Annotated in this window: 11 protein-coding genes; 5 read left to right on the forward strand and 6 right to left on the reverse strand. The window is 58.3% G+C overall.

Translation table 11 applies throughout. The features are described from left to right. The first annotated feature begins 69 nt into the window (after nucleotides 1-69). From GOW16_RS07705 to GOW16_RS07715, 3 genes are all read left to right on the forward strand, one after another. Nucleotides 70-555 carry a (2Fe-2S)-binding protein gene (locus GOW16_RS07705; protein ID WP_170412740.1) on the forward strand — a complete coding sequence of 162 codons (486 nt, stop codon included), beginning with the start codon at nucleotides 70-72 and terminating at the stop codon, nucleotides 553-555. Between the two features lie 79 nt (nucleotides 556-634). Next, the gene (locus tag GOW16_RS07710) at nucleotides 635-2995 is read left to right on the forward strand and encodes a xanthine dehydrogenase family protein molybdopterin-binding subunit (protein WP_170412743.1); all 2361 of its coding nucleotides are present in this window, start codon (nucleotides 635-637) and stop codon (nucleotides 2993-2995) included. Between the two features lie 94 nt (nucleotides 2996-3089). Then, complete coding sequence (locus GOW16_RS07715; protein WP_170412746.1) at nucleotides 3090-3881, forward strand: FAD binding domain-containing protein; 792 nt, start codon at nucleotides 3090-3092, stop codon at nucleotides 3879-3881. 45 nt (nucleotides 3882-3926) lie between these two features. On the opposite strand, the gene GOW16_RS07720 is transcribed toward GOW16_RS07715, so the two are convergent. Next, complete coding sequence (locus tag GOW16_RS07720; protein ID WP_254429715.1) at nucleotides 3927-4754, reverse strand: MurR/RpiR family transcriptional regulator; 828 nt, start codon at nucleotides 4752-4754, stop codon at nucleotides 3927-3929. 162 nt (nucleotides 4755-4916) lie between these two features. On the opposite strand from GOW16_RS07720, the gene GOW16_RS07725 reads away from it, so the two are divergent. Both GOW16_RS07725 and GOW16_RS07730 read left to right on the forward strand, forming a co-directional pair. Beyond that, nucleotides 4917-5687: a 3-keto-5-aminohexanoate cleavage protein gene (locus tag GOW16_RS07725; RefSeq protein WP_170412752.1), complete on the forward strand. Its 771-nt coding sequence runs from the start codon at nucleotides 4917-4919 to the stop codon at nucleotides 5685-5687. Then, on the forward strand, nucleotides 5684-7006 hold the full coding sequence (locus tag GOW16_RS07730; protein WP_170412758.1) for an aspartate aminotransferase family protein: 1323 nt from the start codon (nucleotides 5684-5686) through the stop codon (nucleotides 7004-7006). Before GOW16_RS07725 ends, GOW16_RS07730 begins: the two co-directional genes overlap by 4 nt. Nucleotides 7007-7111: 105 nt before the next feature. Here the strand turns inward: GOW16_RS07730 and infC are convergent, their stop codons facing one another. The 5 genes from infC to GOW16_RS07755 all read right to left on the reverse strand — a co-directional run bounded on the left by infC (nucleotide 7112) and on the right by GOW16_RS07755 (nucleotide 11581). Then, a complete protein-coding gene (infC, locus tag GOW16_RS07735; protein ID WP_438826267.1) occupies nucleotides 7112-7702 on the reverse strand; it encodes a translation initiation factor IF-3 in 591 nt (196 codons plus the stop codon). Between the two features lie 118 nt (nucleotides 7703-7820). Beyond that, complete coding sequence (locus GOW16_RS07740) at nucleotides 7821-8654, reverse strand: ferredoxin--NADP reductase (protein WP_170413376.1); 834 nt, start codon at nucleotides 8652-8654, stop codon at nucleotides 7821-7823. 107 nt (nucleotides 8655-8761) lie between these two features. Next, the gene (locus tag GOW16_RS07745) at nucleotides 8762-9169 is read right to left on the reverse strand and encodes a DUF934 domain-containing protein (protein WP_170412760.1); all 408 of its coding nucleotides are present in this window, start codon (nucleotides 9167-9169) and stop codon (nucleotides 8762-8764) included. Beyond that, a complete protein-coding gene (locus tag GOW16_RS07750; protein ID WP_170412763.1) occupies nucleotides 9166-9927 on the reverse strand; it encodes a phosphoadenylyl-sulfate reductase in 762 nt (253 codons plus the stop codon). The genes GOW16_RS07745 and GOW16_RS07750 overlap by 4 nt, the downstream gene beginning before the upstream one ends. Next, on the reverse strand, nucleotides 9917-11581 hold the full coding sequence (locus GOW16_RS07755) for a nitrite/sulfite reductase (RefSeq protein WP_170412767.1): 1665 nt from the start codon (nucleotides 11579-11581) through the stop codon (nucleotides 9917-9919). The genes GOW16_RS07750 and GOW16_RS07755 overlap by 11 nt, the downstream gene beginning before the upstream one ends. Between the last annotated feature and the right edge of the window lie 67 nt (nucleotides 11582-11648).

An 11648-nucleotide genomic window follows, 5' to 3' on the forward strand; every position in this document is an offset into this window, starting at 1 on the left:
TTTGTTCTCAAACAAATTTTCCCGTGTTTAACTCGACGATAGCGATAAAAGCCAATAGGGGAGGATCTTATGACCAAGGTCTCAATGACCGTGAACGGTAAGACCGTGAGCGGTGACGTGGAAGGGCGGACGTTGCTGTCCGGTTTCTTGCGCGATCATCTCAACTTAACTGGTACTCATGTGGGTTGTGACACAGCGCAATGCGGCGCGTGTGTAGTGCACGTGAATGGTGAAGCGGTCAAATCCTGCAACATGCTGGCGCTTGAAGCTGACGGCGCGGATGTGGGCACAATCGAAGGTCAGGCCAACGCGGACGGATCGCTAAACGTGATCCAGCAGGCGTTTCAGGATCATCACGGACTTCAGTGTGGCTTCTGCACGCCGGGTATGGTGATGAGCGCGGCTGCGCTGCTGAAAGAAAACCCGCGCCCGACTGAAGCCGAAGTGCGCAAGTATCTGGAAGGCAACTTGTGTCGTTGCACCGGCTACCACAACATCGTCAAGGCGATCATGGCCGCATCCGGTCAGGACGTCAGCAGCATCGCTGCCGAATGATGCCGCTGCGGGCGTCAGGGGAGACGCCCGTGGGATGAGACAGGATGCGCAGCATCCGTTTATGGGAGGAGAACAAGCAATGCCCAAAGACAGTGGCATCGGAGCCAGTTCCAAGCGGCGCGAAGACGTACGCTTTCTGACCGGAGCGGGCAATTATACCGACGACATCAACGTACATGGCCAGGCCTATGTACATTTCCTGCGGTCTGATATCGCGCATGGACGGATCAAGAGTATCGACACCTCTGCAGCTGAAGGCATGCCGGGCGTGGTCAAGGTCTTCACCGGTAAGGATTTCGAAGGCGTGGGCGGGATGCCCTGCGGCTGGGAGGTGACCGACAAGCACGGCGCGCCGATGCAGGAGCCGCCGCACCCCATTTTGGCACAAGGCAAGGTACGCCATGTGGGCGACCCGATTGCGGCCGTTGTGGCCGACAGTCTCGAACAGGCCCGTGATGCGGCCGAGGTGATCGATCTGGATATCGAGGAACTGCCGGCTGTCATGAACATGAAAGCTGCTGCTCAGGATGGGTCGACGCTGGTTCATGACGATCTGAAGAACAACATCTGCTATGACTGGCAACTGGGTGAGACGGACGACGCCAAGGTCGATGAGGTCTTTGCCAACGCAGCCCACGTAACGACGCTGGATCTGGTCAACAACCGCCTCGTCGCCAACCCGATGGAGCCGCGCGTGGCGGTGGGTGAGTATAAGCGTGGTACGGACGAATACACGCTCTTCACCACGTCGCAGAACCCGCACGTGATCCGCCTGCTGATGTGTGCTTTTGTTCTGGGCCTGCCCGAACATAAAGTGTGCGTGGTGGCCCCGGATGTGGGTGGTGGTTTTGGGACAAAGATCTTCCATTATGCGGAAGAGGCGTTCTGCACCTTTGCCGCCAAGGCCTGCAACCGTCCGGTCAAGTGGACGTCCAGCCGGTCTGAGGCGTTCATGTCCGATGCCCATGGCCGCGACCATGTCAGCAAGATCGAACTGGCGCTGGATGCAGACAACAACTTCATCGGCCTGCGCACCAACACCTATGCGAACCTTGGTGCGTATTTGTCGACCTTCTCCAGCTCGGTTCCGACTTGGCTGCACGGTACCTTGATGGCAGGTAACTACAAGACACCGGTCATTCAGGTGAATGTGAAGGCGATGTTCACCAACACGGTACCGGTGGACGCCTATCGTGGCGCTGGCCGTCCCGAAGCGACTTATCAGCTGGAACGTGTCGTCGATAAAGCAGCACGAGAGTTGGGCGTCGATCCGATTGCCCTGCGCCGTCAGAACTTTGTCACCCAGTTCCCCTATGACACGCCGGTCGCGCTGACCTATGACACCGGGGATTACAACGGGACGATGGACAAGCTTGAGGCTGCAGCCGATCTGGCCGGTTTTGCGGCACGCCGTGCGCAAAGCGAAGCCAACGGCAAGCTGCGCGGTTTGGGCGTCAACTGCTATATCGAGGCTTGCGGGATCGCGCCTTCGAACATTGTCGGTATGCTGGGGGCCCGGGCAGGTCTCTATGACGCCGCGACGGTGCGCGTGAACGCCACCGGTTCGATCAGTGTCATGGTCGGTGCACACAGCCACGGTCAGGGGCATGAAACCGCCTTCCCGCAAGTTGTGGCTGACATGATCGGTATCGACGAGTCGATGGTCGAGATCGTTCATGGTGACACCTCCAAGATCCCGTTTGGTATGGGCACATACGGTTCTCGCTCGCTGGCCGTCTGTGGCTCGGCCATGGTGAAGGCGACCGAGAAGGTGATCGAGAAGGCCAAGCGGATTGCGGCGCATCTTTTGGAGGCGTCTGAGGCCGATATCGAGCTGAAGGACGGTCAGTTCAGCGTCGCGGGCACCGATAAATCGGTGGCCTGGGGTGATGTGACCCTGACGGCCTACGTGCCGCACAACTATCCGCTGGAAGTCGAACCCGGGCTGGAGGAAACCGCGTTCTACGACCCGGCCAACTTTACCTTCCCGGCAGGAGCCTATGCCTGTGAGGTCGAGGTTGATCCCGAGACCGGTCAGGTCACTATCGAGGCCTTCACCGCAGCGGATGACTTTGGCAACATCGTTAACCCGATGATCGTGGACGGTCAGGTCCATGGCGGTATCGGTCAGGGTATTGGTCAGGCGCTGCTGGAGAACTGTGCCTATGACGAAAACGGTCAGTTGCTGAGCGCGTCCTTCATGGACTATGCGATGCCGCGCGCGGATGACGTGCCTTTCTATGGTGTCGATCATTCCAGCCAGACGCCCTGTACGCATAACCCGTTGGGTGTGAAGGGCTGCGGCGAAGCCGGAGCAATCGGTTCACCGCCTGCAGTAGTAAACGCGGTGCTGGATGCGCTGAACTCGGGCGGCAAGGCGGTCGATCACATCGATATGCCGGTGAGCCCGTCACGTGTCTGGGCGGCGATGAACAGCTAAGCGACAAGGGTGGACCGGGGGCCAGCCCCCGGACCCCCGAGGTATTTTTAGCCAGATGAAGGGCGGATCCGCGCCTTTCGGAAAGGAAGACGAAATGTACAATTTCGAGTTTGAGAAGCCCTCGACCATTGCTGATGCCGTTTCGGCGTTGGGAGGCGAGGATGCGCAGGCGCTGGGGGGCGGTCAGACCCTGATCCCGACGCTGAAACAACGTTTGGCCGCGCCATCCACGCTGGTGTCGCTGGGTGGGATTCCCGATATGCAGGGTGTCTGCATTGAGGATGACGGATCGGTGGCCATTGGTGGCGCAACAACGCACGCGACAGTGGCGTCAGAAGCCGCCAGCAATTATCCGGCGCTGGCTGCGCTGGCTGGACAGATCGGAGATCCAGCAGTGCGTAACCGCGGAACCATCGGTGGGTCGCTGGCCAACAATGATCCGGCCGCTTGTTATCCGGCAGGCGCCTTGGCGTCCGGTGCTACGATCATCACCAATACACGCCAAATTGCGGCGGACGATTTTTTTGAAGGAATGTTCACCACGGCCTTGGACGAGGGTGAGATCATCACTTCGGTCAATTTTCCGGTGCCGCAGGCGGCGAGCTACCAGAAGTTCCTGCAACCCGCATCGCGCTTTGCGCTGGTCGGCGTTTATCTCGCACGTTTCGCGGACGGTGTTCGCGTTGCCGTGACCGGCGCCAGCGAGGACGGTGTATTCAGGTGGTCCGAGGCCGAAGAAGCCCTGAATAAGGAGTTTCGGCAGGATGCCCTGACCGGGCTGAACATCAACCCTGCGAACATGATTGGTGATTTGCACGGCAGCAAAGAATATCGCGCGCATTTGGTCAGTGTCATGACCAAGCGGGCCATTGAAGCCTGTATGTAAGGTGAAGCCAGCCAAAAAAGCCCCGGCGCTTGCGCTGGGGCTTTTTCATCTGCGTCGTATTCTGGGCGGCTTAGACGGTCGCCAGTATGCGCCTGTGTCTTCTCGGGATTTTTGGTATTCGTCTACTCGATCGCGCGCAGCGTCTCCGCCTGCCTGAAACAGGTGGCCCAGAAGACATTCCAGAACCACCATGGCCCCGGCATAGCTTGAGAAGTGATGCAGAGACCGCGTGCTGACCGGGAAGACCACGTTCGGTTCGATCCCGGGTGCGATTACTTCGCTATCGGCAATCAGGATGATCGGCATGCTCATGCGCCGCGCCAGTCGCATCGATTGGATGGTGTCGGCGGAATAGGGGTGGACGGTGATGGCGATCAGGCAGTCGTTTGGGTTTGCATCCAGCAGATCGTCTGACGCGGACCCCATGTGGCGGGGAACAAGCTGGAGACCGGGATGCGCCATGCGCCCGGCATAAGAAAAATAGTAAGACAAGGCATAGCTTGCGCGCGTGGCTGTGACAAAGCACCTGTCTGCAGACGTCATGATTTCAACGGCCTGCCTGACGCGTTCAGGGTTCATTAACCGCAGGGATCGCATTACGACGTTCTGTGCGTTCTGTGCGAATTTCGACTGCGCAGCACTGAATGTGTCATCGTCCTGCATGTCGGCAAGCCAGCTTTGGCTGAGGTTATCCTCGCTATCCGTGACCAAAGCACCGCGAAACGGAGCACGAAGAGCGTCGAAGCCATCAAACCCCATCCGATGCGCCAGCCGCACCAGGACGTTCGAGCTGACGCCGATCTTTGCTGCGGTTTCCCGGATTGGATCCAGCCCGAAATCTGCGGGATGATCCAGAATGTACTTTGCGGCCATCTGCAAACCAGGAGGCAGCTGGTCTATCTGCCGTCGCAAGATGTCGGCGAGCTGGTTCGGGGTTATGGCCATGCGGAAAAGAAAAACAAATGTTATGAAAAATGTAAATTGAAAACGGACGTGAGGTCATTAACTGGATCAACAGTCGCAAAGGTTATTCTTATGTCCGAGACACTGTCACAAACACAAATGCCCTATGTTTTGGTAGCGCCGAACGGTGCACGTAGGGGACACGTAGATCACGCCCAGCTTCCAGTGTCGTTGCTCGAAATCGTATCCGCCGCGCAAAGCTGCTATCAGGCAGGAGCGGATGGAATTCACCTGCATGTGCGAGATGATCAGGGGCAGCACTCTTTGGATTCCGGGCGTTACCTTGAGACGATGTCCGAGTTGCGTCGTGCGGTGCCCACGGTGGACATTCAGATTACGACTGAAGCAGCAGGTGTATTTGATGTCCCAGCCCAGTTTCAGTGTTTGCAGCAAGTGAAGCCGAATTGGGCCTCGATCTCTGTCCGCGAAATTGCGCGAGCGCCAGATTTGGCGGACAAGGTTTATGGATTGTGCGCGGAGCAAGGGACGCGCGTTCAGCATATTCTCTATAACGATGAAGACGCGGCTTTGCTGGTGGACTGGCAGGCCCGTGGGATCGTACGAGACGGACAAACTGATCGGTTGTTGGTCCTGGGGCGGTACACCTCAGGACAGGAATCCACGCCACAAGACCTTGACCACTTTCCGCAAAACCCGTCCCGTTGGATGGTTTGTGCGTTCGGAAAGCAAGAGCATGCTTGTCTTTTGGCAGCAGCGGAGCGCGGTGGGGATGTACGGGTCGGATTTGAAAACAGCCTGACCGACCGGGACGGCAATACCTGGGCTAACAACGCAGCGTCGGTATCGGCGCTGATCGCGGCTTTGAAAGGAACTCAGCCATGAGTCACGTTTTTCCTCGTCATACCAAATCTGATCTGCCGATCGCCGTTGGCGGCGACGGATGCTACCTGATTGACGATCAAGGGAAGCGTTATCTGGATTGTGGTGATGCGGCAGTGTCCTGCCTTGGTCATTCAAACCCGGCGGTTATAGAGGCCGTGCAGCGGCAGGTCGAACAGATCGCATTTGCGCATACCGGTTTCATGACTTCCGAACCTGCCGAGGCGCTGGCTGATCTGCTGGTGAAACATGCGCCGGGCGATCTGGATGGTGTGTACTTTGTCTCAGGCGGTTCCGAGGCAACCGAGGCAGCGATGAAACTTGCCCGGCAGTACTTCCTTGAAATCGGTCAGCCCGAGCGTCGCCGCGTTATTGCGCGGCGTCAGAGCTATCATGGGAATACTTTGGGGGCATTGTCGGCAGGGGGCAACGAATGGCGGCGGGCGCAGTTTGCGCCGATGCTGATCGAAATGACTCATATCGCTCCCTGTTTCGAATATGCTGAAAAGCTTGATGGCGAGAGCAGCTTTGACTACGGCCAGCGTGTCGCCAATGAGCTGGAGGCTGAGATTCTGCGCTTGGGTCCCGAAACGGTCATGGCCTTCATGGCAGAGCCGGTGGTGGGGGCAACACTGGGCGCAGTTCCTGCTGTTGAGGGATATTTCAAACGTATTCGCGAGATTTGTGACCAGTATGGGGTGTTGCTGATTTTGGACGAAGTCATGTGCGGCATGGGACGAACAGGGCATCTGTTTGCCTGCGATCATGACGGCGTAGCCCCGGACATCCTTTGCATCGCCAAAGGGTTGGGGGCTGGATACCAGCCGATTGGTGCCATGATGTGCACAGGCCGGATTTACGATGCGATCCGGGATGGATCCGGGTTTTTCCAGCACGGGCACACCTATATCGGCCATCCGGTTGCAACCGCCGCAGCCCTGGCCGTTGTCACCGAACTGACCGCGCGTGAACTACCGCAACGCGCCGGTGTCATGGGCGACAAGCTGCAAGCTGCTTTGCAGGCCGCGTTTGGTCAGCATCCGAACGTCGGCGATATCCGCGGCAGGGGCCTGTTCCGAGGGCTGGAGCTGGTGGCCGACCGTGACACAAAAACGCCGTTTGATCCTTCCCACGGTGTTGCGGGCAAAGTTAAGAAGGCGGCGCTGGCCGAGGGACTGATCTGCTATCCGATGTCCGGCACGCGGGATGGGCGACTGGGCGATCACATCCTGCTTGCCCCACCGTTCATTATTGAGGATGCGCAGATAGACGAGCTTGTCGGCAAGCTTGGCCGGGCGATTTCAGCTTCGATCCCCGGCTAAGGTGTCCTGCGCCCCGTGAACCTTCGCACGGCGCGGTGCCTCAAAACCAATAAAAAACCCTGTCAGAGCGGATCTGACAGGGTTTCCAAATAGAAAGCACAGCGCTTACTTCTGTGGCAGTGGGCCGATCATCATGATCATCTGACGGCCTTCCATCTTCGGCATGTTTTCCACCTTGCCGATTTCCTTGGTGTCGGCGGCAACACGTTCCAGAAGCTCACGTCCAAGGTTCTGGTGCGCCATCTCGCGGCCACGGAAACGCAGCGTGACTTTGACCTTATCGCCGTTTTCAAGAAACTTGAAAACGTTCCGCATCTTCACGTCGTAGTCATGGGTATCGGTGTTGGGGCGGAATTTGACCTCTTTCACCTCGATGACTTTTTGCTTTTTGCGGGCTTCGCTTTCGCGCTTCTGCTGTTCATACTTGAACTTACCAAAGTCCATGATCTTGCAGACTGGCGGGTTCGCGTTGGGCGAAATCTCGACCAGATCAAGTCCGGCATCTGCGGCCATCTGCATGGCTTTGGCGGGATGAACCACCCCGACGTTTTCGCCTTCGGCGCCGATCAGGCGAATTTCAGGGGCACGGATCTTGTCATTGACGCGGGGGCCGGTGTCTCTCTGCGGCGGCGCGTTGTGAGGTCTGCGAGCTATGGGTTCATTCCTTTGATGATTGCAGAATTTCGAGGTCGGAATTTAGACTGGCCTGCACGCCGTTTCAAGCGGCATAAGTACAGGCCAGTCCGAAAATTCCGGGTTTTGTCAGGGGTTTTTCGCCAGTCCGGGGTAAATTGCCCCGGACTGGCGTGTTGGATTAACCAACAAAGGCTTTTTCGATGACAAATTCCTTGGGTTCGGAATTGGCACCTTCGCGCAGGCCGAACTCTTCCAAAATCTCTTTGATGTCGAGGTTGAAGGCCAGCGAACCACAAACCATCGCCCTGTCAGTATCCGGTTTGATGCCGCCTTCGATGCCCAGATCGGTAAAGACCGTGCCGTCTTTCAGCAACTCGGTGATGCGACCCATCTTGGGGCTCTCTTCCCGCGTCGTGGTGGGGTAGTAGCGGATCTTGTCGGCAAAGCCTTCGCCCATCAGCTCGGCCAGCATTTCGTCCTGACGGATGCTTTCGATCAACTGACGGCCATATTCCAGCTCAGCCACTTCCCGGCAGGTATGGGTGATGATGACCTCGTCATAATCCTCATAAGTCTGCGGCTCGCGTAGCAGCGAGGCGAAGGGTGCGAAACCTGTTCCGGTGGCAAAGAACCACAGACGCTTACCGGGCAGCAGGGCGTCGTGGACCAGCGTACCGACGGGCTTTGGCCGCAAGATGATCTGATCACCCGGTTTGATGTGCTGCAACTTTGAGGTCAGCGGACCGTCCTGGACCTTGATCGAGTAGAACTCCAGCTCTTCGTCCCAGGACGGCGAAGCGATCGAATAGGCGCGCAGCAGCGGTTTGCCGTTGTCGCCAAGCAGGCCGATCATAACGAACTCGCCTGAACGGAACCGCAGCGAGGCAGGACGCGACACCTTGAAGGAAAACAGGCTGTCGGTCCAATGTTTGACGTCTGTTACGGTCTGTGCGTCCGGAAGGACGGGGGCCTTGACGGCGGTTACTTCGGTCACGGGTTTCATCTCTGTCATCGTTTCACTATCGGCTGGGTAAACCGACATCTCCGTTTAATCTTTGATCCAAGTCAGGAAAAGGGGCTAAATGCCCCTTTGAAGTCACAAGCTGGCGATTGGCGATCTTAGCCGCGCAGGCGGGCCTGATAGTTGTGGTCTTTCCAATCGGCGCGGGCCAGCCACTGATCTTCGGGCTGGCGGCTGGCAAGTGCGTCGTCGATTTCGACCTCATCAAACCCGCTGCGGCGCGCCATGGCGTATTGGTCGGCCAGAACATGGCCCTTGGCCCGCAGACGACCGGTGTAGCCTTTCAGGCGCAACACGCGCGCGATGGTAAAGCCGCGACCATCCGCCGAAGACGGGAAGTCCACGCGGACCATCCGGGCGCTGCCCAGGCGGTCGACAAGCTCATCAGGGTCAGTGTCCGAGGCCACGTCCAGCGCAACCACATCATTGGCTGCGTCCTCGAGCGTGACAAAGCCATCTGTCCAGTCGTCTGGGGCGAACCCCTCATCCGTTACGATTACGTTCATGTTTTCTCTCCAGCGCGAACCATTTTGCCGTCGACAAAATGGATGCCGCATTCTTCTTTGTTCTGATCGCGCCAGCGTCCGGCGCGGGGGTCTTCGCCTTCTTTGACCGGCGAGGTGCAGGGCGCACAGCCGATCGAGGGGTAACCTTTGGCCACCAGCGGATGCCGGGGCAGGTTGTTTTCGTCCATATAGGCGCGCACATCCTCGGGCGCCCAATGGGCCAGCGGATTGACCTTGATCCGGCCAGTGCCGTCTTCGACCTCAAAGAAGTCTAGCGCGGCGCGTGTGCCCGACTGAAACCGTTTGCGACCGGTGATCCATCCGTCATACCCCGCCAGTGCCTTTTGCAGCGGGAAGGTTTTGCGCAGATTGCAGCACGCGTCAGTGTCCCGCAGGCGCAATGCGCCATAGGGGTCGTCGCGCTGCACGTCCTCATCCTCGGCGTGGATGATGCGGACATTTTTCAGCCCCAGACGTTCACTGACCTCTTGCTGATATTCCAGCGTTTCGGTGAACAGCATCTGCGTGTCCACGAACAGCACCGGCGTCATCTTATCGACTACCGCCGCCATGTGCAGCAACACCACCGACTCCGCACCGAAACTGGACACTAGGGCCAGTTCTTCGATCTCTTCCAGCGCGCCGTGCATAACATCATGGGCGCTGTGGTGGCGGAACCGGGCGTTCAGCGCTTCGACCTGTTCGGTCAGCTCTGCGCGGTCTTTGCCCAGTTCCGTCTGGATCAGGTCAAGCGGCATTGGCCTGTGCCTCGGGGTAAAGCGCCGCCTTGAACGGTGCCATGCCTACGCGGCGATAGGTTTCCAAGAACGTTTCTTCGGCGCTGTCACGCTGTGTCAGATACGTGTCCACGATGCGTTCGATGGCTGGCACGATCTCATCATAGGCAAAGCCCGGACCGGTGCGGTCGCCAACGGCGGCTGTTTCGGTCGCGTCACCACCCAGAGTGATCTGGTAGTTCTCGACGCCAGCACGATCCAGACCCAGGATGCCGATGTGACCGACGTGGTGGTGACCACATGCGTTGATGCAGCCCGAGATCTTGATCTTTAGGTGGCCGATATCATGCTCGAGCTTCAGGTCGTCGAAACGGGTCGCAATCTCTTGCGCGACCGGGATTGAACGCGCCGTTGCCAGTGCGCAGTAATCCATGCCGGGGCAGGCGATGATATCGCTGATCAGGCCGATATTGGCAGTTGCCAGTTCGTACTCTTTCAGCTTCGCATGGATCGCGGGCAGGTCCGATTTGTGGACATGCGGCAGGATCACGTTCTGCTCATGGCTGATGCGCAGTTCGTCATAGGCGAACTCTTCGGCCAGATCAGCCATCACGCGCATCTGCTCAGCTGTCGCATCGCCCGGCGTCTGGCCGTGCTTCTTGATCGAGATGGTGACGATCGCGTGGTCCGCGTTCTTGTGCGGCGCGATGTTGGTGTCGACCCAAGACCGGAAGACCGGATCGTTGGTGTAGGCACTTTCGAACGATGCAACCGAGGCTTCGCGGAAGGTTGGCGGGGCAAAGTGGCCCTTGATCTCTTCCAGCAGGTTCATATCCGCGCCTTTGAATTGCGGGCGGACCTTCAGGAAGCGCTCGTTCACCTTGGCGCGGATCGCGTCGATGCCATGTTCATGCACGGTAATCTTGATGCGGGCTTTGTACTTGTTGTCGCGACGGCCGATCTGGTTCCACACGGAAACGGTGGCTTCGAGATACGCTAGCAGGTCGTCGAAGGCGACGAACTCGGACAGTTCCTTGCCGATCATGGGCGTACGGCCCAGACCGCCACCAACGATTACGCGAGCGCCCAACACACCGTCACGCTCGACCAGTTGCAGACCGATGTCATGCGCCTTGATCACGGCACGGTCGTTTTCCGAGCCGGTGATGGCGATCTTGAACTTACGCGGCATGAACTGGAATTCCGGGTGGTCGGTCGACCATTGGCGCAGTAGCTCGGCATAGGGCCGCGGATCGGCAACCTCATCTGCGGCAGCACCGGCGAAATGGTCGGCGGTCACATTGCGGATGGTGTTGCCTGAGGTTTGGATGGCGTGCATGCCAACCTCGGCCAGCGCGTCCAGCATGTCCGGAACGTCGTTCAGTTTCGGCCAGTTGTACTGGATGTTCTGACGGGTGGTGAAATGGCCATAGCCTTTGTCCCACTTCTCAGCCAGCAGGGCCAGTTGGCGCATCTGCGCGCTGGACAGTGTGCCATAGGGGATCGCGACCCGCAGCATGTATGCGTGCAACTGCAGATACAGGCCGTTCATCAGGCGCAGGGGTTTAAATTCGTCTTCGGTCAACGAGCCGTCGATACGACGCTCGACCTGCGCGCGGAACTGCGCATTACGTTCTGCCAAAAATGCTGTGTCGAACTCGGAGTAGCGATACATGTTTAGCTGTCCTTAGTTGCAGCCCCGAACCGTGGGGCCTTTAGAAGGGGAGAGAGACGGGCCAGAG

It is taken from the genome of Ruegeria atlantica, from assembly GCF_013033965.1.
Taxonomy (GTDB): domain Bacteria; phylum Pseudomonadota; class Alphaproteobacteria; order Rhodobacterales; family Rhodobacteraceae; genus Ruegeria; species Ruegeria atlantica_D.